The following is a 23193-nucleotide window of genomic DNA, read 5'->3' as shown; positions in this document are numbered from 1 at the left end:
TGAACGTAAAATACGTCAGAAGTAGATTTAAACCTGTTCCGCGGCCGTGGCGGCAAGGCCATGCCCGAAAGCTCGCCGGATAATAACATCAATACATCAATGATTGAATATATAGGGGCGTAATTGTTATCCACCACAATTATTAATAATGAAATAAATCTATTTTGCAGAGAAATTGGGATGAATGATAAAAACGAGTATTTGCAAACGCGTGTCTACGCCGAGAGACAGGATGATCTGCGCGAGTTAAGACAGACCTTTTCGTTGCCGGAAATAAATTATATAGATATCGCCCGCCAAACCCGTCTAGCCCGGATGATGGAACGCTGGCCCTTGCTGGCGGAACAGAATGAATCGGCGGGGGGCCGCTGAATATGCCGATCATCGTACTACAAGGCATTCGCGGCGGCCTGGGAACAACATCCATCACGGCGGGATTGGCCTGGGCGTTACAGCAGTTAGGCGAAAGCGCGCTTGCCATCGATTTCTCCTCGAATAATCTGTTGCGCCTGCATTTTAATATGACGTTTGCGCAAGCACGCGGCTGGGCCCGCGCGACGACGGATGGCGACCGCTGGCAACAAGGCGCGATGCAATATGTCCCCCGGCTCGATTTCCTGCCGTTCGGCCAGCTCAATCAAACGGAGATAGATGCGTTGCAACAGCATTGCATTCACTCCCCGACGTACTGGCGGGATAATCTGGCGCAAATTATCGCGCACGGCAGGCACCGTTGGATCCTGATTGATGCGCCGGCGGACGACAGCCCGCTGACTCGTCAGGCGCTGGCCGCCGCGGACGCCGTTTTTCTGCTTCTCACGCCGGATACGAACTGCCACTCGCGATTACACCAGCAGGCGTTGCCGGCGCAGCGCTATTTTCTGGTCAACCAGTTTTCCGCCATCAGTCAGATACAACAAGATTTATATCAGCTGTGGCAACATACTTTGCCGCGTCTGCTGCCGCTGGTTATTCACCGCGACGAAGCGCTGGCGGAATCGCCGGCGGCCAAACAACCGCTGGGAGAATATCGCCCGGCAAGCGGCGCGGCGGAAGAAATCATCACGCTGGCAAACTGGTGTCTGATTCATCTGACGAAAAAAGAGGCGGTATGAACCCGATACTGCGCCTCTTTCTCATGCCGGCGGCCTATCAGGCGATACGGCAACGCGACCAGGACTACCGCCGGCAGGGTTCCTCCGCGCTGGCCGCTTATCTGACGACGTCGCTGATGATAATCGGCTGGAGTTTCCTGCGGCTGGAGTCCGCCAGTTGGCAGCAGGTGCGAAAAGCTCGCCGCCACTGGTTCCCGCATATCTCATCCCGTCCCCCCCGCCCGGCCGATCCGCTGCGCTATCTGGTGCAGGGGCTGTGGCTGCTGATCGTCAGGAACGGGCAGACGCCGCGTAAACATCGTTTTTCCCGGCTGCGGCGCTGGCGGCAAGGCTATATCAACGGGCTGCAACGCCTGCCACGATATGTTATGCGTTCAACGGCCGACGCCGATAACGACGCGAAAAACCCATCCGACGCGCCCCAACGGGGAAAAGGCATGCAAAGGCTATGGCTTGCCGTACTCGCTCTGATAAGCGCCGCGCTGGCTTTGTTATGCATCACCCAGCCGTTCGAGCTTTTATCACAGTTTGTTTTTATGCTGCTGCTCTGGAGCATGGCGATGGTTTTCCGCCGCATACCGGGGCGGATGTCGACGCTGATGATGATCGCCCTGTCCCTCACCATTTCCTGCCGTTACTTGTGGTGGCGCTATACCGAGACGCTTAACTGGGACGATCCGTTCAGCCTGATCTGCGGTTTGTTGCTGCTGGCGGCGGAAACCTACTCCTGGGTGGTATTGGTGCTGGGCTACTTTCAGACCATCTGGCCGCTTAACCGCCAGCCGGTTCCCTTACCCGCCGAGATGCGGGCGTGGCCGACGGTGGATCTGTTCGTGCCGACCTACAACGAACCGCTGGAGATCGTGAAACCAACGGTCTACGCCGCGCTGGGCATGGACTGGCCGCAAGATAAACTGCATATCTACATCCTTGACGACGGCGGCCGTCCCGAGTTCAAGGCGTTCGCCGAAAGCGTCGGGGTCAAGTACATCGCCCGCGCCACGCATGAACACGCGAAAGCCGGCAACATCAATCACGCGCTGCAACAGGCGAAAGGCGAGTTTGTCGCCATCTTCGACTGCGACCATGTTCCCACGCGCTCATTCCTGCAACTGACGATGGGGTGGTTCTTTCAGGATAACAAGCTGGCGATGCTGCAAACGCCCCACCATTTCTTCTCACCCGATCCTTTCGAGCGCAATCTCGGCCGTTTTCGCCGTACCCCCAACGAAGGCACGCTGTTCTACGGTTTGGTGCAGGACGGTAATGATATGTGGGACGCCGCGTTTTTCTGCGGCTCATGCGCCATTCTGCGCCGCAAAGCGCTGGATGAAATCAACGGCATCGCCGTCGAAACCGTCACCGAAGACGCCCATACCTCATTGCGCCTTCACCGGCTCGGCTACACTTCCGCCTATATCCGCATTCCGCAGGCGGCCGGTTTGGCGACGGAAAGCCTGTCGGCGCATATCGGACAACGCATCCGCTGGGCCAGGGGGATGGCGCAGATTTTCCGGCTGGATAACCCGCTGTTCGGCAAAGGGCTGAAGCTGGGACAGCGGCTATGTTATGCCAACGCCATGCTGCACTTTCTGTCGGGCATTCCCCGCCTGATTTTCCTTACCGCGCCGTTGGCCTTTCTGTTGCTGCACGCCTACATTATTTTCGCCCCGGCGCTGGCCATCGCGTTATATGTTATCCCGCATATGGTACACGCCAGCCTGACCAACTCCCGTATTCAGGGACGTTTCCGCCACTCTTTCTGGAGCGAAATCTACGAAACCGTGCTGGCGTGGTACATCGCCAGACCCACGACCGTGGCGCTGCTTAACCCGCATAAGGGCGCATTCAACGTCACCGCCAAAGGGGGACTGGTCGAAAAACAACACGTCGACTGGGTGATTACCCGGCCTTACCTGATCCTGGTGTTATTGAATATCGCCGGGCTGGCGGCCGGAATATGGCGTCTGAACTACGGCGCGCCCGACGAGATCATCACCGTCATCGTCAGTTTGCTGTGGGTCGGCTACAACATGATGATTCTCGGCGGCGCCATGGCGGTCGCGGTGGAAACCAAACAGGTGCGTCAGTCGCACCGGGTTGAAATATCGATGCCCGCCGCGATTCTCTGCGCCGACGGCCACCTCTTTTCCTGCGTCATGAACGACTATTCCGGCGCCGGCGTGGGCGTAGAAATACGCGAGCCGGAACGGTTGCAGGCAGGCGATCATATTTCCCTGCTATTAAAACGCGGCCCGCAGGAGTACGCCTTCCCTTTTCAGGTGACCCGCGTCTTCGGCAATAAAATCGGTCTGCGGATGATGGACCTGACCACGCAACAACATATTGATTTTATTCAATGCACCTTTGCCCGGATAGATACCTGGGCGCAATGGCAAAACAAGGTTCCCGAAGACAAACCGCTCGAAAGCCTGCGCGACGTACTGACGCTGGGTTTCCGGGGTTACTTACGTATGGCCGATTATGCCCCGCCGGTTATTCGCCGCATCCTTGTTGCTTTTACCACCCTGATTACGTGGCTGCTGTCGTTCATTCCACGTTATGTAGGAAAAAGCCCGGCATAGGCATCCGGTAGCGATACCGGCCTATCCCCAAGGCCGTACGCCTATTCCCTCCCGCTACGGCGAGATTAGTTTTTAATATTGATGATGACATGATGACGAAAAAAATAACCTGGTTTACCGCATTCGCTTTAGGCGTCAGTTCGTTGTCTCAGGCCGCCGTTACGCCGCCCGCCGAGACCGTTTCCCAACCCGCGGCGGCCGTCGCGCCGACGCCGCAAGGAAAACCCGCGCCGGTACGCGACGTGAAGTTGCCGTTTGCCCAGATCGCGCCCGCGCCGGGTACGTTTTCCCTACGCGGCACCAGCCCGAACGGGCAAATCGAATTTGGCGTGCGCGGCGATGAAGTCGTCACGCAGGCCGCGCTCGATCTGGAATTCACGCCATCGCCGTCGCTGACGCCGATAGAATCCCACCTCAAGGTTTATCTTAACGATGAGCTGATGGGGGTGACCAGCATCACCAGGGATCAGTTAGGCAAACCCAGCCGTGTCCGCTTGCCGATCGATCCTCGTTATATCAGCGACTTCAACCGGGTGCGGCTGGAATTTATCGGCCATTATCCGAACGTTTGCGAAAGCCCGTCCAGTTCATCCCTGTGGCTGGACGTGAGCAAATCAAGCTCGCTGGATTTGCAGTTCCAGACATTGCCGCTGAAAAACGAGCTGTCTCCTTTCCCGGTGCCATTTTTTGATATCCGCGATAACCGGCCGCTGACGCTGCCGATGGTATTCAGCCAGCGGCCGGATCTGACGCAACAGCGGGCGGCCGCGATCCTGGCCTCCTGGTTCGGCAGCAAGGCGCAGTGGCGCGGGCAGTCATTCCCGGCCATGTTCAATCAATTGCCGGACCGCCATGCCGTCGTGTTCGCCACCAACGCGCAGCGCCCGGACTTCCTGCGCGATGCGCCGCCGGTCGCCGGACCGACGGTCTCCATCACCGACCATCCCGACGACCCTTATGTCAAGCTGCTGCTGGTGCAAGGCCGGGATGACGACGATCTGGTCACCGCGGTAAAAGGCCTGGTGCAGGGCAACATTCTGTTCCGTGGACAAAGCGTCACCGTGGATAAGGTTGAGCAACTGATGCCGAGGCAGCCTTACGATGCGCCGAACTGGGTACAAACCAACCGTCCGATGACCTTTGCCGAACTTCAGCAACATGAAGGTCAGTTCCAGACCAGCGGCACGGTACCCTACCCTATTTCGCTGAATCTGAACCTGCCGCCCGATCTGTTTATGATCCGCAGCCAGGGCATCGACATGAAGCTGAAATACCGTTATACCGCGCCGCAGCTTAAAGATGGTTCGCGTCTGAGCGTGCGCCTGAACAACCAGTTTGTTCAGGCATTCTCTCTGGTGCCGGAGCACGATCAGGATTCGCTGCTGCTGCGGTTGCCGTTGACGCAGGGGTTATGGGATTCAGATAAAAACCTGACGATCCCGGCGTTAACGCTGGGAACCACCAACCAGTTGCGCTTTGATTTCAGCTACACCACGCTGCTGGCCAGCGGCGCGGAGGGGCGCTGTGAAACCTATACGCCGGTCGTCAACCATGCGGTGATTGACGGCGGCTCAACCATCAACTTCTCCGGCTACCGCCACTTTATTTCCATGCCCGACCTGCGGGCCTTTACCAATGCCGGCTATCCTTTCAGCCGACTGGCCGATTTGTCGCAAACCGTGGTGCTCATCGATAAACTACCGACGCCCGCGCAGGTCGGCACGCTGCTGAACGCCTTAGGCAGCATCGGCGCGCATACCGGCTATCCGGCGTTGGCCATGCAATTGAGCGACGACTGGGCGCAGGCCGGCAAACAGGACAGGGATATTCTGTTGATCGGCGCTATCCCTCCGGAATTGCGCAATAACGAAAAAATCAACCTGTTGGCGGATGCGACCCTGAGCTGGGTAAAACAACCGACCCGACAAAGCACGCTGCCGGATATCGATGCGCTGGATGATGACGCCAAAGCGGACACCAAAACCACCATCAGCGCCGAGGCGCCGATGTCCGCCATCATCGGGATGCAATCGCCCTATCACGATCAGCGCAGTATCGTCGCGCTGCTGGCGGACAGCCCGCAGGGCTATGCGCTGTTGAATAATGCGCTGATCGATGACGGCAAACGCGCCGCCGTGTTCGGCTCGGTGGCGGTGATTCGCGACTCCGGCGTAAACAGTTTACGCGTAGGCGATGTTTATTATGTCGGCCATCTGCCCTGGTGGGAGCGTATCTGGCACGCGCTGGCGACGCATCCGGTGCTGCTGGCGGTCATTGCCACGCTGACGGTTATCATTATTGCCTGGCTGTTGTGGCGCACGCTGAAGAGCATCAGCCGTCGCCGCCTGTCGCCTGACGAAAAAGACTGACGCCCATGAGGATACTGAAATACCTCATCGCCGCGCTGCTGTCTTTATATCCGGCCGTCATCCCGCTGGCGCACGGGGCGGAAGCGATTTCGCCGAAACAGTTTCTGATAGAACAAATACGCATGGGGGAAGCCCGCTACAAAGACGATCTGGTGCGCCAGTCGCTTTATCGTCTGGCGCTGATCGACCCGGATAATCCGGAGATTCTGGCCGCGCGCATACGTCTGGCGCTGCGTCAGGGCGATCAATCGCTGGCGCGTCAACAGTTGGAAATGCTGAAAGCGCTGGCGCCGGACTCGCCTTTTTATCGTCAGGCTGAAATGAATCTGGCGCTGACGCAGCAGGACATGCGGCAAAAACTTCAGCAGGCCCGTTTGTTATCAACCGCGGGCCGCTATGCCGAAGCCAAAGTTCAGTATGACGAGCTGTGGCACGGCGAACCGCCTACGATTGAACTTGCCGTCGAATACTGGCGTCTGGTGTCGCGGCTGCCCAATCAGGAACCGATAGCCATTGCCCAACTGGCGGCGCTGGATCAACGCTATCCCGGCAATGTGTCGCTGCGCGTCATGCTGGCGCGACTGTTATTCAGTCAGCATCTTAACGAACAGGCTTACGCGATATTGCAGCAACTGGCCGCCGATCCTAACGGTGCCGGCTCGGCATCCTCGCTGTGGCTGGAAATTGTCGGCAGAATGGACGTCACGCCGCAAAGCGTCGAGGCGTTAGAGCGCTTCATCGCCGCGTTCGGCGCAAGCAATCAGGCCGAAACCGGACGCAAAATGCTCAATAAACAGCTGGCGATGCTGGCCGATCCGGCTTATCAGGCCCGGCTTCGCGGTCTGGATAAAATCAGCCGGGGCGATAGCGGCCCCGCCGTTATCAGCGAGCTAAACACCGCCCTGGCCGCATCGCCGAACGATCCGGAACTCATCGGCGCCATTGGCGTCGCCTACCTGCGCGCCGGCGAGCGGGAAAAAGCGTTAACCCAGTTTCAACTGGCGCTAAAGGCCGATATTAATCACCTTAACGCGGATAAATGGGAAAGGCTGATAAAAAGTACGCGTTACTGGCACCTGCTCGACGAAGGCGACAAGGCGTTAGCCGCCAACCATCTGATGCTGGCGCAACTCAAATATCAGCTGGCCCGGCAATTGGATAACGGCGACGCTTTCGCCCTTATCGGTTTAGGCGATGTCGCCGTCGCCGCCAAAAACGACGCGGCGGCCGAAACGGCCTATCAGCAGGCTTTGCGTCTCTCGCCCGACAACGCCGGCGCATTGCGCAGACTGGTCAACATTCATCTGCGCCAATCGCCGGAAAGCGCGCTGGCCTATATCAACAGCCTGCCGCGCGACCGGCAAAATACGCTGCGCGCCACGCTCAACGGTTTGCAGCATGACATTCTGGCGCAGCAGGCGGACCAGCTTTCCGCACGGCAACAGTGGGAAGCGGCCGCCGAAAAATATCGTCAGGCGCAGCAGCTGGATGCCGACGATATCTGGATGGCCTACCGCTATGCGCTGACTCTGGGCCATCTTGGACAGGTTGAGCAAGCGGATGGCATGTTGCTGAGCACCGCTTCTCGTCCTCCCGCCAGCGCCGGGAAAACCTATGCGTACGCGCTTTATCTCTCCTCGACCGATCGCGACGCGCAGGCGCTGGCTTACCTTGATACGCTGCCCGCTGCGCAGTGGAGCGGCGACATGCATGAACTCGCGCAGCGCCTGACGCTACAGCAGGCGTTGGTTCAGGCGCAGGCGATGCGCGAGGCGGGCGATGAGCCTGGCGCGATAGCCTATCTGCGCCGGCAGCCGGCCAACCCGCGCATCGATCTTGAACTGGGAGACTGGGCGCTGGCGCGCGGCGACTACGATAACGCGCTGGCGGCCTATCAACAGGTCAGCGCGCGGGAACCGCACAACCCTGACGCGCGTCTGGGCGAAGTTGAAGCCTTTATCGCGCAGGGAAGACGGGATGAAGCCCGCCAGCGTTTACTGCAATCCGCCGGGCAGACGGATAACACGCTCAACGTCCGACGTCGGATCGCCAACGCCTGGCTGGCGGTCGGCGACGACGACCGGGCGGCCGCGCTTTTTCAGCGGCTGGCGATCGACGCGCGCCAGGAAACGCCCGGACAAAATCAGGCGCTGGTTTACCGCGATACGGCGCGCTTTGAACGGCAGCGGTCACGGCCGGCGCAGGCGGAACAAAACTATCGCCAGGCGATGAAGGCCAGCGGCATCACGCCGGTTTTGCCGCCGGATAACGACGCCTACACCCGACTGACGCGCATTAATCCCACGGATGACTGGCTGAAACGCAGCATTCGCGCCGAAGCCGCCGACCTGTATCGACGGCAGGATATCAACGTCGCGCTCGGTCATGATTATGGCCGATCCAGCGGCACCGGCGGCATTTCCAACCTGAAAGCGCATGACACCCTGTTGCAGGTGGATCTGCCCTGGCATGACGGACGCGCGTTTTTCCGCACCGATACCGTACAGATGAACGCGGGAACCTTTTCGCTTGACCGTGACGGCGTCAATACTGCGAAATTCGGCGCCTGCGCCGATTTACGCTGCCCTGGACGACGCGCCCAGAAAGCCACCGGCACCAGCGTCGCCGCAGGCTGGAAAAACGATCGCTGGCAGGCGGATATCGGCACTACGCCGATCGGCTTCGACGTGGTCGATATCGTCGGCGGCCTCGGCTACAGCGACAAATGGCGGGATATCGGCTGGACCGCCACCGCATCGCGACGCCCCATCTCCAGCTCATTACTGGCGTTCGCCGGCGCCGAAGATCCGGCGACAGGCATCACCTGGGGCGGCGTACGGGCCAGCGGCGGCGCGCTGGGACTCAGCTACGACCGCGGAGAAAAACACGGCGTATGGAGCGACTTCAGCGCGCACCAAATCAGCGGGAAAAACGTCGCCGACAATCATCGCTTCCGCGCCATGACGGGCTATTACTACAAAATCGTCAATCAGGACGACCGCCGGGTCACCGTCGGCCTCAACGGCATGTGGATGCACTATCAGAAGGATTTGAGCGGCTACACGCTTGGTCAGGGCGGTTACTACAGCCCGCAACGCTACTCTTCGGCGGGCATACCGGTGAACTACCGTCAGCGCACGGAAAACTGGTCGTGGGAAGTCGGCGGTTCGGTGTCCTGGTCGCACTCATCCAGCAAAAACCAGCGACGCTATCCGCTGTCGGACTTACCCGGCATCGAACAGGGCGGCAGCAGCCACGGGGTGGGCTATACCGTACAGGCGGCCGTCGAACGCCGGCTTGACTCGCACTGGACGTTGGGGGCCGGCGTCGATATTCAACAGGCGAAAGATTACACCCCCAGCCACGGTATGATTTACCTGCGCTACTCCGCCTCCGGCTGGCAGGGCGATCTGGACAGCCCGCCGCAATCATTAACCCCCTACGCCGATTTCAAATAACGCAGTCCCGCTCGGCCGGGGTTTCCTGACATGGGGAACCCCGACTTGTCCGGGAAAGAGGTATGGAACAGCTCAATCGCCTGCCCGCGAGGAAGATGGACTGATCGCCAACGACTGGGGGCAGAAAGAACGGCAACGGACAGGGAATTATCCGCTTTATGCCGGGTATGATATGCAACAGTTGTTCACCTATACGGCGGGCGACAGTATTTCCGACAGCCAACTCTTCGCACGTAATCAGTGGGTTGAAGAAGCCAGTAAGATAACCGGCTGGTCGAAAGAATCCGTCGATTCGCTGGGAATTACAGTATCAATTGCCAGTACCTTCGCAGGGATGGGTAAGGCCAATGTGGGCAATCAATATCTGTCGACTAAACTAGAGGCGCCTACAGCCGGTTGGAAAAGTTATCTGGTTAATGAAAAGACTATAAAGACTATTCAGCAGGCAGCGACATTTAAAAAACAGATAACTGAATTAAGAGCTGGTTTATCTTCGGATCCCAAACGTAGTGGCAATGTCGCTGTCGCACATATTAATATTCCTGGTATGCCGAAAACACTTTCTGCACACAGTGGTGTTAATGTACCCGGAAAAGGTTTAGTTGGTAGAGGAAGTGAAAACTTCAAATACCAGGAGATACCAAATAATAAAGGAATCCCAATAGCCAGAAATACTGACTCTGAATATAAAATATTGGATAATCTTTCAGACAAACTAGGTAGTAACGTATCAACTAAAGGAGCTGTGACCATTTTTACAGAGCGTCCAGCCTGCGGAAGTTGCTTGGGTGTGGTAGAACAATTTCAACAAAAATATCCGGGCATCAAAGTGGATATACTTGATAATAATGGTGTTATGCTTAGACCTGGAGTAAAGAAATGAACTACGAAAGAATTAGCTATGACGAAATAAGAGATTCTTTTTTAAGATATTATTATATCTATTGTAGAAACAAGCTTGACTCATTTAATCGTCGAGGTGAAGGGTGGGCCGAACGTGAATCGGAGATAGGCTATGCGTACTATCAATTTGAAAACGCTTATGATTTACCGATTGAAAATTTAATGCTTAATGTTCTCACATTAGTTCTTATGGCCACTAGGGGGCCGGAACACGCAGAAAAAAGCCTTCGGGAAGATATCAAAGATATTCTGTCAAAGCACAAACTCGATGAGCTTATTGCTGACATCAGTGAAGAGGAAAAACAGGATCTTATTTATGACATGTCTTTATTAAAATTGATTTGATCCCTTTCCCTTTTATGTCTCGGCAAAGCCCAACTCTCCGTTGGGCTTTATTGCATACAGCCTTATGCTATGAACCGCGGCAGTTTTAAGGATAATTTCACCACCTCCCTGCTCGCCAATGTCGGTAATCAGATCAATGCGGAGGGCGCCGGCCTTATTCATCAGTCGGGCTACGTGCAAAATACCGTCAGCAAGGCGCTTAGTTACGCCTCCGTCTCCGCGCTTGCCGCTGAACTGGCGACAGTGGTGATGGGCGATACCTTTGCTGACTCCGACATCCGATCAAGATGAGTTACGGTCTGACGGCGACCTGGGCGCACCAGATACACGCGGACAGGATCGTTGCCGGCAATAAAGTCTCCGAGCAGATCATGGCGAATACGGCCTTGATCAGGTGCAGGCTGATATTATTGCGGGTGTAGCGTTAAGTACGCTGGGTGGGGTTAGTAAGGTTAAAGCTGGGGCGCAGCCGGGAAAGCGAATTGAGCAAATACTCAAACCTGAAAAAAATTGGGAAAGTGCTCAAAATAACGCATTGGATATTGTAGATAATTTAGGTGCAAATTCTAAATCTGTTATTGGAAGGTTAGAGGTCAGTGACGGAAATGGAAAAGTCATTGGTCGACAATCTAACGACGGTAAAATGGGCTGGCGTGTTAATTATGATCCTGATAAAGGTACTCATATTAATATGTGGGATTACTCTCAAGGTAAGGGGTCGGGGAAAGCAGTAAACCAGGTTATCCCATTTGAGGGTAATGAAAAATCTTTTGAGACGATCTTGCAGCAGCTAAATAGGTAGAGAAAATGACGTTGTTTGAAGAGTGCAAAGAAGCACTTAGTGCTGATTTTAGTATAATAAAGGGCCGGGATAAAAAAATGCCATTGATATTTTTAATAAATATTCTTTAGCTAGAGGCTAGCGTTGATTGGTCAGAAATTAAGTTCTCAGATTATGAAGATATTAATGTTTTACTGGATGCTAATTTAATAAAAAACGATAAGGTATTCGTTCTTGCTGATGATGCTAGTATTCCTCTGTTTAGGTCAAAATTAAGCCTAATCGCCGAACATATTTATGATGTTACAGCGTTATCGCCAAAATTATTTATTTTTAATAACAATGTGATATTACAACCTTTGTTTCCAACTGAAGCGATCCGTTTAGGTATAAAAGCTGGCCGATATTAAAGCCGGGCTCTTCCAGCCACCTGCCGGAAGCGTCGGCGACTTCAGAAGAATATCGCCACCGCCAAAAGAAAGGAATTAAATAAACTACATTTATTTTATCGCCGTCATTTGCATAAAAGGTTGCGAATTGATTGCAAGTTGATTGATTGTAAAATAATTGTTCGCGCTTGCTTCTACATTTAATCAACAACCCTCGATTAAATAGCAACAACAAAAAATAGGCGGCATGATTTGAATCACACAATTAATTAATGATAAGTCGCTATACTCTTTATACTTCAAGTTGCATGTGCGTTGGCCGCGCTTCATCACCCGAATCTTTTACCGCCTTTCTGCAACGCGAATTATTAAGAGCATAGACTGGAACTGTATTTATTATTAAATATAAATCCATAAAAAAGGATATATCATTATGTATAAAACCTTATTTAAGCCCAAAAGAATAAACCAATGCGTTATTTCCAACCGGCTTGTCGTAACGGCAATGGTGGCAAATTATTGTAATACCGACGGCACCGCTTCCGAGCGGTACATCGCCTATCATGAGGAGAAAGCGAAAGGCGGCTGGGGATTAATCATCACCGAGGATTATGCGGTCAATGAGCATGCGATGGGCTATCAGTATATCGCCGGCTTATGGAATGACCGGCAAATCGCCAGCCATAAAAAGCTGACCGAGACCGTTCATCGTTATGAAAGCAAGATCTTCGCCCAGATTTATCATGCGGGCCGCCAAAGCTGCGGCGCGGTCAACGGCGGAATGCAACCCGTGGCGCCGTCGGCCATTCCCTGTCCATGGCTGCGAGAAATGCCGCGGGAGTTGTCGCTTGATGAGATCCAGAGCCTGGTTAAGGATTTCGGCAGTTGCGCGAAAAGAGTCAAACAGGCGGGTTTTGACGGCGTAGAGATTCATGCGGGTCACGGCTACTTAATCGCCGAGTTCCTCTCTCCCTATGTCAATAAGCGCGTCGACAAATACGGCGGCTGTCTGGACAACCGGGTGCGGTTTTTAGAAGAAATCTATCAGGAGGTTCGGCGCAACGTCGGCGCGGATTTCCCGGTCATCGTGCGTTTTTCGGCGTATGAGGGGTTTGTCGGCGGACGAGATATCTCCGAATCCCGCGTGCTGGCGCAATTGCTTGAGGAATGGGGCGTGGATGGGCTGGATGTCTCCGTCGGCGCCTATGGGGACCACAATAAATTCGGCACGGTTTCCCCCATGTACGTGGGCCATGCCTGGACCGTGCCGTTTGCCGAAGAGATAAAGAAGCTGGTGAATATCCCGGTGATCACCGCCAACCGCATCAACGACCCAAGAATGGCGGATACCATTCTGTCGATGGACAAAGCCGATTTTATCGGTATGGGCAGAGGCTCGCTGGCCGATCCCCATTTACCCAACAAAGCCAAAGCCGGCGAGTTAACCGCCATCCGCTACTGCATCGGCTGTATGCAGGGCTGCACCGGCAGCCTGTATCTGGGCGGGCCGTTAACCTGTCTGGTCAATCCGACCCTGGGACGGGAAGGCGTGCTGGACTACAGCAAAACGCCAACCGCCAAAACCGTCTTTGTCGCCGGCGGCGGGCCGGGCGGGATGGAAGCCGCCCGCGCCGCGGCGATTCGCGGCCACCGCGTGACTTTGTTTGAAAAACGTCGTCAGTTGGGCGGGCAGTTTCTTTCCGCCGCCTTCCCGCCCGGCAAAGGCGAATTGGCGACCTATACCGCGTGGGCGATTCAGGAATTAGAAAAACTGAATGTCGATATAAAATGCGGCGCCGAACTGACCGAAGAGATTATCCGGCAGGAAAAACCGGACGCCGTGATTATCGCCACCGGCGGAAAGCCGGCGATACCGCCGATAAAAGGCGTTAATCTCCCCCATGTCGTTTTTGCGGAAGATGTTTTATTGGGCAACGTAATAACAGGAAATAACATTGTTATTGCCGGCGGCGGCGAAGTGGGCGGCGAAACGGCCGCGCATCTTGCCATGCAACAAAAAAATGTGACCGTTATAGAAATGCGGGATCAGATATTACAGGAGCTTGACGGCGTCAGTAAATTACACGTCATCAATATATTGAATGAATTCAACGTCAAACAATATCTGAATACCAAGGTAACGGAAATTACCGACAGCCATGTCATGGTCGAAAATCAACAGGGACAGGCCGCCATTGCGGCGGATACCGTCGTGCTGGCATTGGGTTATGTTCCCGTCAACGAATTGGCGCAACACCTTAATCAAGCCAGCGATAATGTGGTGGTGATTGGCGGCGCGGTAAAAACCAGTAACGCCATGGTGGCGATAAGAGAAGGATTCGATGCGGGCATGGCGATTATTTAATCCCGCCCCGTCGCTGGCGATTTTAAACTGTGGAAATCGGGGCGAAGCCTTTTCGCCCCGTAACGCGCCTCAGGCCTGCGCCAGTTTCTCCACCAATTGCGCTTTATTCAGCGGTACGCAATAACAAGGGGTATCGCGTTCAAAGCGCCAACCTTCCGCGAGCGCGCCCGCATCGACCACATCAAAACCGATCTGATGCAAAAACTCAGCCACCCGTTGCTTCGCCTGCGCGTCGTCGCCGGCGATCGGCAACGCCCGACGGTCGGCCGCTCCGCGCGCTCTGGCGTCGCTCAGCAGATCGCGGGCATAGATGGCATTGAAGGCTTTCACCACTTTCGCTCCCGGCAATATTTGCGCCAACATTTCGCTGGTGGTGGTTTCATGGCTATCGAGCTGCGGATAGCGTCCATCGCGTTCCGGGTAATAGTTGTTGGCGTCCATCACCACTTTTCCTTGCAGGGCGGCGACAGGTAATGTTTTCAACTGATTGAACGGTATCGCCACCAGCACCAGATCGCCGAATGCGGCCGCCTGCTCCGCCGTGCCACCCTGACACTTCAACGCATATAGCGTGCTGAAAATACTGTCCGGGCCGCGTGAGTTGCTCAACATCACGTTATGTCCCGCTTTTACCGCCAGTTCCGCTACGCCGCGACCAATAAAACCTGCGCCAATGATGCCAATATTCATATTTCACCTCTGATAAACGTTCGAAAAATCCCGATCGGTGGGTGAAATAACAATATTTGATTACTAATTGCGAATAAACAGGCCTTTATTTGCGACAGAAGAAACGATAAGTTTCTAATTGATTAGCACTAGCAGAGGAAACGACATGGACAGGCTCACCAGCATGGCGGTCTTTATCAAGGCGGTCGACTGCGGTTCGTTCGCGGCGGCGGGTAGCGCCCTTAATCTCTCGCCGCAAATGGTGGGGAAGCATGTACTGTCGCTGGAAACGCAGGTCGGCAGCACATTACTGCACCGCACCACCCGCCGCCAGAAGCTGACCGAGGCCGGGCGGCTTTACTATCAGAGCTGTAAACGCGTTTTGCAGGCAGCCGAGGAGGCCGACCGGCTGATGGCGTCAATGCACGCCGAACCTGCCGGACTGCTGCGGGTCAATGCGCCCGTCACCTTCGGTTCCTGTAGCCTGATGCCCGCCATCACGCGCTACATGCAACAATATCCGCAGGTGCAAGTCGAGCTGACGCTCTCGGACCTGTTCGTCGATTTGCTGGACGAGGGTTATGAAGCGGTGTTCCGAATCGGCCAACTTAGCGACTCCGCGCTGATTGCGCGAGAACTGGCGCCTTACCGCTGCGTGACCTGCGCCTCGCCCGCCTATCTCGCCGAACGCGGCGTGCCGGCCAAACCGGCGGATCTGCTGGAACATGAATGTCTGGGATTTACCTACTGGGCGAGCAGGCCAACCGGAAACTGGGTCTTCGCCAAAGAGGGTAAAACCGAGCATGTGAATATCCATAGCCGCCTGCAAATTAACGATAGCAAAGCCATGCTCAGCGCCGCGCTGGAGGGTTTCGGCATTGTATTAGGCGCGGAGGTGTTGCTGAACGAGGCGCTGGCGCGAGGGGATTTGCTGCGCGTCCTGCCGGACTATGAAACCCCGTCACGTCCGATGCACCTGCTGTTTCACGGCGATCGCCACCTGTCGCCGCGCCTGCGCGCCTTTGTTGATTTCATCGTGCGGGAATTCAGTTCGCATCCACCGGCGTAAGCGGCAACGGATAGCGCTCCCCGACGCCGGACGGCGTGACGGGGAGCGCGCGCCTTGATGCCTGCGTCAATAACCGATGGCGGCGCCCGCCGGACGGCGGATGTCATTGGCGCCGTACAGATAACCTTCGCGTACTTTACCGGAGACGGCGGAGTCGTTGCCGGAGTTGGCGGCCGTCACGCCGGCCGCGCCCGGCAAGCCGACGATAATCAGCTCCGCCGCGCCCCAGGGCGTCTGCTCGACCATCTTATATCCGCGCTGCTTGAGCAACGCCAGCGTATCCGCGGAAAGTCCGCGCTGTTCATAATAAACCTCATCCGGCAGCCACTGATGATGGATACGCGGCGCATCCACCGCTTCCTGCGGCGCCATGCCGTGATCGATGATGTTCAGCGCCGTTTGCAAGGTGATGGTGATAATGCGGGAACCGCCCGGCGATCCCAGCACCATGAATATTTTTCCGTCTTTGGTCACCAGCGACGGACTCATGGACGATAGCGGGCGCTTACCGGGGGCGATGGCGTTACGTTCCCCCTGAACCAGCCCATACAGATTTTTTTCTCCCGCTTTGGCGGTAAAGTCATCCATTTCATCATTAAGGAAAAAGCCGGTACCCGGCGCAATCACCACCGCGCCGAACCGCCCATTCACCGTATAGGTGGTGGAAACGGCATTACCCTGATTATCTACTATCGAATAATGGGTGGTTTCCGGCTTCTCATGCGGACCAATCCCCGGCTGCACCTGCTGCGACGGCGTGGCGATTTCCGGCGCTATTTGACGGCGGATTTCCGCGGCATATTCCTTACTAAGCAACCGATTCAACGGGTTATGGACGAATTCCGGATCGCCAAGATACGTATTGCGATCCATATAGGCATGGCGCATGGCTTCCGTCAGCACATGCACGGAGGCCGCGGAATTAAAGCCCATCGCCTTGATGTCGTAGCCTTCCACGATATTCAGGATTTCACACAGGGTGACCCCGCCGGAGCTGGGCGGCGGCGAAGAAACAAATTTATAACCGCGATAATCGCAGCTCACCGGGGTGGTTTCGGTAACCCGATAATTGGCGAAATCCGCCGCCGTTAAAATACCGCCGCCCTGTTTTGCCGCCTGCTCCACCGCCTGCGGAATCTTGCCTTTATAAAACGCATCAGGGCCGCGATCGGCAATGGCCTGCAGGGTCTGCGCCAGATCGCGCTGCACCAGCTTATCGCCGGGTTGCAACGGGCTGCCGTCAGGACGCAGGAAAATGCGCGCCGCTTCAGGATCGTCTTTAAAACGTTTCACGGTGGTATCCAGAATATCGGTATCCGCCCTGGTGAGTTCAAAGCCCTCACGCGCCAGCCTGATGGCGGGCGCCATCACCTGTTGGCGGCTCAGTTTGCCGTACTTGTTCTGCGCCGTATCCAGCCCCAGCACCGTACCCGGCACGCCGGCGGCCAGATAGCCGTATAAGCTGGCCCCTTTCCTCACGTTGCCTTGCGCATCAAGATACATATTGGCGCTGGCGGCGGCAGGCGCGGTTTCCCGAAAGTTGATGAAGGTGTCTTGGCCGTTCGCCAGGTGGATAGTCATAAATCCGCCGCCGCCGATATTGCCGCAGCAGGGGTTAACCACCGCCTGCGCATACCCCACCGCCACTGCGGCATCAATGGCGTTGCCCCCCATTTTCATAATGTCGACCCCAACCTGCGAAGCCAGATATTGCGAGCTGACGACCATGCCGTTTTTCGCCTCCACGGCCGGGGCTGACGCCGCCTGTACCGTACCGGCGGCCAGTAACGCCGCCGCCATCAAAGACGAAAACCATTTTCCTTTTGTCATGATAATTCCTTTAGTCCTGTTTATTTCATTTGAAAATCCGTGAGTTGGTCGTTGCAAGATCCACGCCGGAAATGCACCGAACAAGATCTGCGCGTATTGCGGCGCAGGTCACCGTAATAGCTTAGAAAACAAACGGAAAATGGCAAAAAGGCCGTTCGCTTTTGTGAGGCCGCACAACAAATACGCCCCGTTTTAGCGCGACAGCGGCGGCTAACGTCTCCTGCGCCGATGATACCGCCCGAACGACCCCGCCAACCGCCATGCCGCAGAGGCGGGAACAATACGTAAGCGGGTCGTTATGCGCCTAGTCGGATCGCTCAAGATAGCCAATGACTATCACAACATTAATCTTATTCGATTTTATCTATAACCGGACAAACTATAAGATGAATCACCGTTAATCGGACGATCGCCCGAACAAGCAAGCGCACCCTTGAAGCGTGTCGATCATGAAAGCATCGCGGCAGGCCGTTTACCGCACGCGAGGGCCGCAACAGGCAGTGCGGGAGGACCGGCCTGCGACACAGGCAGCAACGTCAACAAGAACATTGTCGTGCTCAGCATCAGAAACCCGGCAGCCCGACAAGACCGGATAGCTAATTACGCAAAAACAGAGGAAAGGGATATTATGTCAACTGAAGCGAAATGCCCGTTCGGACACGGCGCCGCCGGCAAAGACACATCGGCCGCCGGCACCACCAACCGCGACTGGTGGCCGAATCAACTGCACGTCGATCTGCTGAGCCAGCACTCATCGCGATCGAATCCGCTGGATCCGGCCTTCAACTACCGTGAAGCCTTCAAAAAGCTGGATTATCAGGCGCTGAAAAACGACCTGCGCAAGCTGATGACCGACTCGCAAGATTGGTGGCCCGCTGACTTCGGCCACTACGGCCCGCAGTTCATTCGCATGGCGTGGCACAGCGCCGGCACCTACCGCGCCGCGGACGGACGCGGCGGCGGCGGTCGCGGCCAGCAGCGTTTCGCGCCGCTGAACGCGTGGCCGGACAACGTCAACATCGACAAATCCCGTCGCCTGCTGTGGCCGATCAAGCAAAAATACGGCCAGGCGATCTCCTGGGCCGACCTGTTTATTCTGACCGGCAACGTCGCGCTGGAGACCATGGGATTCCGCACCTTCGGTTTCGGCGGCGGCCGTGAAGACACCTGGGAGCCGGATCAGGACGTCAACTGGGGTTCCGAAAACTCGTGGCTTGCCCACCGGCCGGCCGACAAACTGGATGAGAAACTCGGCGCCACCGAGATGGGCCTGATTTACGTCAATCCGGAAGGTCCAAACTCCAGCGGCGATGCGATTGCCGCCGCTCACGCTATCCGCGTAACTTTCGCACGCATGGGGATGAACGACGAAGAAACCGTGGCGCTGATCGCCGGCGGCCATACCTTCGGCAAAACCCACGGCGCGGCGCCCGAATCTCACAAAGGCGCGGATCCTGAAGCGGCCGGTCTGGAGGCGCAGGGCCTGGGCTGGGCGAGCGATTACGGCACCGGACACGGCAACGACGCCATCGGCAGCGGCCTGGAAGTCATCTGGACGCAGACGCCGGCGCAGTGGAGCAACTACTTCTTCGAAAACTTATTCAAATATGAATGGGTCCAGACCCGCAGCCCGGCCGGCCTGATCCAATGGGAAGCTCAGGACGCCGAAGCGATCATTCCCGACCCGCACGATCCGGCGAAAAAGCGTAAGCCGACCATGCTGACGACCGATCTGTCGCTGCGCGTTGATCCGATCTACGAGAAAATCTCGCGTCGATTCCTGGAAGATCCGCAATCTTTCGCCGAGGCGTTCGCCCGCGCCTGGTTCAAGCTGACCCACCGCGACATGGGGCCGCGCTCGCGCTATCTCGGTCCGGAAATTCCCGGCGAAGAGCTGATTTGGCAGGATCCGCTGCCTGCCGTCAATCATTCTCTGATTGACGAAACGGACGCCGCGACGCTCAAGACCAGAGCGCTGGAGTCGGGTCTGACCCTGTCCGAGCTGGTCGGTACCGCCTGGGCCTCGGCCTCCACCTTCCGCGGCGGCGACAAGCGCGGCGGCGCCAACGGCGCACGCATACGTCTGGCGCCGCAGAAGGACTGGGAGGTCAACCAGCCGGAAAAACTGGCCAGAGTGCTGAGTACTTTGGAAGCCATCCAGCGCAACTTCAATCAGGAAGCGAGCGACGGTAAACAGGTCTCGCTGGCGGATCTGATCGTGCTGGCGGGCAACGCCGGCATCGAACAGGCGGCGCAGGCGGCAGGCTATGCGGTAACGGTGCCGTTCGCGCCCGGCCGCACCGATGCCTCGCAGGAACAGACGGACATTGATTCCTTCGCCAAACTTGAGCCGGCCGCGGACGGTTTCCGCAACTACGAGGCGGCCGGACTGGCGACGCCCGCCGAGGCGGCGCTGATCGATAAGGCCCAGTTGCTGACGCTGACCGCGCCCGAGCTGACCGTGCTGATTGGCGGCCTGCGTGCGATCAACATCAACGCCGACGGCTCCGACAACGGTATCTTTACTCATCGCCCCGGCACGCTGACCAACGATTTCTTCGTCAACCTGCTGGATATGAGCACCACGTGGCAAGCCGTTTCGCCGGGCGAAAACCGCTATGAAGGACGCGATCGCCACAGCGGAGAAGTGAAATGGAACGCGACGCGCGCCGATCTGGTGTTCGGTTCCAACGCCCAGTTGCGCGCCCTGGCGGAAGTGTATGCCAGCGCGGATGCTCAGGCGAAGTTCGTACAGGACTTTGTCGCCGCCTGGCACAAAGTGATGAACCTGGATCGCTTTGATCTGGCGTAATCACGCAGGCCGCAACGCGTAGTTCCCCCCGACCGGTGCAACACACCGGTCGGTTTTTCTTTCCGTCCAATCCGCTTTGTCTATCCCGCGTCGGTTGGCCCGGCATAAAAAAACGCCCTGATAATCACATTATCAGGGCGCCTGTTCAGAACGCGTTTGCTGCGTCTCTCTCTCAGCGCATGGTGACAAACTCTTCCGCGGAGGTGGGGTGGATAGCCACCGTGTTGTCGAAGTCCTTTTTGGTCGCGCCCATCTTCAGCGCCACCGCAAAACCTTGCAGCATCTCATCCATACCCAGGCCAATACCGTGGATGCCGACAATCTTCTCTTCTTTGCCGACGCACACCAGCTTCATGCGGCACGGCTGGCGATGCTGGGTTACGGCGGTGTACATGGCGGTAAAGGAAGAGGTGTACACCTTCACTTTATCGTCGCCGTACTGTTCGCGCGCCTGCGGTTCGGTCAGCCCGACGGTGCCGATCGGCGGATGGCTGAATACCACGGTCGGAATGTTGCTGTAATCCAGGTGCTCATCAGGTTTGTTATTAAACAGACGCTCCGACAAACGGCGGCCGGCGGCGACGGCGACCGGAGTCAGCTCTACCGCGCCGGTATTGTCGCCCACGGCGTAAATGCCCGGCACGCTGGTATTCTGGAAGCGATCGACCTGGATATAGCCTTTTTCATCCAGCGCGACATCGACCGCGCTCAGGTTGAGGTTATCCGTCGCCGGCTCGCGGCCGATGGCCCAAATCAGGCAATCGACGGTTTGTTCGCTGCCGTTTTCCAGTTGCAGCGTCAGGCTGCCGTCGGCATTTTTCACCACGGTTTTGGGAATCGAGCCGGTATGCAGCGTCGGCCCCTCGCTGTTCATCACCTCGACCAGCGTCTCGACAATCAGCGGGTCGAAACTGCGCAGCGGCGACTGTTTACGCACAAACAGGTGCGTTTCCGATCCCAGCGCGTTCACCACGCCGGCAAGTTCAACCGCGATATAGCCGGCGCCGACGACGGCGACGCGCTGCGGCAGCGCATCCAGCTCAAAGAATCCGTCGGAGTCGATGCCGTATTCGGCGCCGGGTACATCCGGGCGCGTCGGACGGCCGCCGGTGGCGATCAGAATATGGTCGGCGGTGATTTTTTCGCCGTTTACCTCGACGGTATGGGCATCGACAAAGCGGGCGAAGCCCTGAATCACGTCCACCTTGTTTTTACCCAGCACGTTATCGTAAGACTGGTGAATACGGTCAATATAGGCGCTGCGATTTTTGATCAGCGTCCCCCAGTCAAACCGGTTAACCGTGGTATCAAAGCCGTAATCCGGGCCGTACTGATGGATCGCCTCGGCGATCTGCGCTGCATGCCACATCACCTTTTTCGGTACGCAGCCTACGTTCACACAGGTCCCGCCCAGATATTTGGCTTCAATCAACGCGCATTTCTTGCCGTACATGGCCGCACGGTTAATGGAGGCAATGCCGCCGCTGCCGCCGCCAATGGCGAGATAGTCATAATGTTTAGTCATTGAGAGATCCAAATTGTGTGAATAAAAAGTTATATAGAGTGTAATGCCAGATATCTTATTCCGGCAAAGATCGCAGCCTGATTGTAGTCCGAAACGCAAAGCGCCTTGCGACGATTTTTGAAATCAATGAAATAGGCGAGGCCGCCTTACGGGGCCTCGCGCAACGTCAAACGCCTGTCAGCACGGTCTCAAACAGCAGGCGATCCAACGCGGCATTGATGCGTTCGTCCTTCGCCGTTTGCGATGTCACTGCCGCGCTCTCCAGCGATCGCGCGATAAACGCATGGAGATGCGGTTGCCGCGCCACCGTATCCGTTTCTACCGCGCTGCGTTTTATTTTCAGCAGCGCACCAACCTCCTCCAGCAGCGCAGAGTCCGTTACCATCGCGTTAAGCAGAACCTCGAACTGCATGGGCGGCGCCCCCTTTCCCTGTGCAATCCACTGCACCGCCAGCAGCGATCGCAGCACGTAAAAATACTTTTTCAGCCGCACGCGCTCATCCTGCAAATAGGTGCGAAAGTTTTTGCCCGCGATGGAGAGGTAATGATGACTCGCCTTGAGCGCGGAAAAGCAGCCGGGGAGCAACTGTCGCAGCCGGTCTGTGGCGACATCCTCCTGCCGGTAGACCACCGGCGAATCCAACCACTCGATAAGGGTAGGATTGCCCCGCTTCAATAGCGCCAACGCCTTTCGCAATTCCCAACCGCACACGTCCAGCTCCGCAGTCAGCGGACATTCGATCACGTCACGCTGCGGTTCAACCCGCAGATACCATTCCGGCGGATGAACGTAGATGAATCGGACATCATAATCACTGTCCGGCGATGCGAATCCCCAGCCGCGGCTGCCGGATTCACAGGCGTACAGGATGCGGACATCGAACGTCCGCTCCACCTCGTCCAGCGCCTCGTTTATCTGATGCGTCATCATTTCGCTGACGCCCTGAGATGCCAATGTCATATCCCTATCCTCCCGTT

15 protein-coding genes and 2 pseudogenes are annotated in these 23193 nt (G+C 56.6%); 13 read left to right on the top strand and 4 right to left on the bottom strand.

From position 1 onward, the window contains the following. Window positions 1-123 precede the first annotated feature (123 nt). The 11 genes and pseudogenes from bcsR to ABRZ26_RS18685 all read left to right on the top strand — a co-directional run bounded on the left by bcsR (window position 124) and on the right by ABRZ26_RS18685 (window position 14310). Window positions 124-372: a cellulose biosynthesis protein BcsR gene (gene bcsR / locus ABRZ26_RS18735; RefSeq protein WP_413556326.1), complete on the top strand. Its 249-nt coding sequence runs from the start codon at window positions 124-126 to the stop codon at window positions 370-372. Between the two features lie 2 nt (window positions 373-374). Then, window positions 375-1115 (top strand): cellulose biosynthesis protein BcsQ, encoded by a 741-nt coding sequence (bcsQ, locus tag ABRZ26_RS18730; RefSeq protein ID WP_319605638.1) that lies wholly within the window; start codon window positions 375-377, stop codon window positions 1113-1115. Continuing rightward, window positions 1112-3700 (top strand): UDP-forming cellulose synthase catalytic subunit, encoded by a 2589-nt coding sequence (gene bcsA, locus ABRZ26_RS18725; RefSeq protein WP_319605637.1) that lies wholly within the window; start codon window positions 1112-1114, stop codon window positions 3698-3700. Before bcsQ ends, bcsA begins: the two co-directional genes overlap by 4 nt. Before the next feature lie 92 nt (window positions 3701-3792). After that, the gene (gene bcsB, locus ABRZ26_RS18720; RefSeq protein ID WP_319605654.1) at window positions 3793-6069 is read left to right on the top strand and encodes a cellulose biosynthesis cyclic di-GMP-binding regulatory protein BcsB; all 2277 of its coding nucleotides are present in this window, start codon (window positions 3793-3795) and stop codon (window positions 6067-6069) included. A gap of 5 nt (window positions 6070-6074) precedes the next feature. Further along, window positions 6075-9527 carry a cellulose synthase complex outer membrane protein BcsC gene (gene bcsC / locus ABRZ26_RS18715; protein WP_319605636.1) on the top strand — a complete coding sequence of 1151 codons (3453 nt, stop codon included), beginning with the start codon at window positions 6075-6077 and terminating at the stop codon, window positions 9525-9527. Window positions 9528-9699: 172 nt separating this feature from the next. Next, a complete protein-coding gene (locus ABRZ26_RS18710; RefSeq protein ID WP_319605635.1) occupies window positions 9700-10410 on the top strand; it encodes a deaminase domain-containing protein in 711 nt (236 codons plus the stop codon). Beyond that, the gene (locus ABRZ26_RS18705) at window positions 10407-10775 is read left to right on the top strand and encodes a hypothetical protein (protein WP_319605634.1); all 369 of its coding nucleotides are present in this window, start codon (window positions 10407-10409) and stop codon (window positions 10773-10775) included. Before ABRZ26_RS18710 ends, ABRZ26_RS18705 begins: the two co-directional genes overlap by 4 nt. Before the next feature lie 69 nt (window positions 10776-10844). Further along, window positions 10845-11066: a DUF637 domain-containing protein gene (locus ABRZ26_RS18700; RefSeq protein ID WP_319605633.1), complete on the top strand. Its 222-nt coding sequence runs from the start codon at window positions 10845-10847 to the stop codon at window positions 11064-11066. Beyond that, window positions 11054-11577 (top strand): annotated as a pseudogene (locus ABRZ26_RS18695) (hypothetical protein); the annotation flags it as partial. The gene ABRZ26_RS18700 and the pseudogene ABRZ26_RS18695, both read left to right, overlap by 13 nt. Window positions 11578-11582: 5 nt before the next feature. Next, window positions 11583-11966: pseudogene (locus ABRZ26_RS18690) on the top strand (CDI toxin immunity protein). Window positions 11967-12378: 412 nt separating this feature from the next. After that, complete coding sequence (locus tag ABRZ26_RS18685; RefSeq protein ID WP_319605631.1) at window positions 12379-14310, top strand: oxidoreductase; 1932 nt, start codon at window positions 12379-12381, stop codon at window positions 14308-14310. 69 nt (window positions 14311-14379) lie between these two features. On the opposite strand, the gene ABRZ26_RS18680 is transcribed toward ABRZ26_RS18685, so the two are convergent. After that, window positions 14380-15000: an NADPH-dependent F420 reductase gene (locus ABRZ26_RS18680; RefSeq protein WP_319605630.1), complete on the bottom strand. Its 621-nt coding sequence runs from the start codon at window positions 14998-15000 to the stop codon at window positions 14380-14382. Window positions 15001-15145: 145 nt separating this feature from the next. Here ABRZ26_RS18680 and ABRZ26_RS18675 point away from each other — a divergent pair, with 145 nt between their 5' ends. Next, window positions 15146-16048: a LysR family transcriptional regulator gene (locus ABRZ26_RS18675; RefSeq protein ID WP_319605629.1), complete on the top strand. Its 903-nt coding sequence runs from the start codon at window positions 15146-15148 to the stop codon at window positions 16046-16048. A 66-nt stretch (window positions 16049-16114) separates the two neighbouring features. Here the strand turns inward: ABRZ26_RS18675 and ggt are convergent, their stop codons facing one another. Further along, a complete protein-coding gene (ggt, locus tag ABRZ26_RS18670) occupies window positions 16115-17878 on the bottom strand; it encodes a gamma-glutamyltransferase (RefSeq protein WP_319605628.1) in 1764 nt (587 codons plus the stop codon). A gap of 628 nt (window positions 17879-18506) precedes the next feature. Between ggt and katG the strand changes: the two genes are divergently transcribed. After that, a complete protein-coding gene (gene katG / locus ABRZ26_RS18665) occupies window positions 18507-20690 on the top strand; it encodes a catalase/peroxidase HPI (RefSeq protein WP_319605627.1) in 2184 nt (727 codons plus the stop codon). A gap of 172 nt (window positions 20691-20862) precedes the next feature. Here katG and gorA read toward each other — a convergent pair whose 3' ends face one another. Further along, window positions 20863-22215, bottom strand: coding sequence for a glutathione-disulfide reductase (gene gorA / locus ABRZ26_RS18660; protein WP_319605626.1), 1353 nt, complete (start codon window positions 22213-22215; stop codon window positions 20863-20865). 166 nt (window positions 22216-22381) lie between these two features. Next, on the bottom strand, window positions 22382-23170 hold the full coding sequence (locus ABRZ26_RS18655; RefSeq protein WP_413556330.1) for a nucleotidyltransferase domain-containing protein: 789 nt from the start codon (window positions 23168-23170) through the stop codon (window positions 22382-22384). Window positions 23171-23193: the final 23 nt, after the last annotated feature.

Origin of the sequence: Brenneria sp. L4-2C (genome assembly GCF_040240335.1) — a bacterium.
GTDB lineage: Bacteria > Pseudomonadota > Gammaproteobacteria > Enterobacterales > Enterobacteriaceae > Brenneria.
This window is presented reverse-complemented; position numbering and strand designations above follow the sequence as displayed.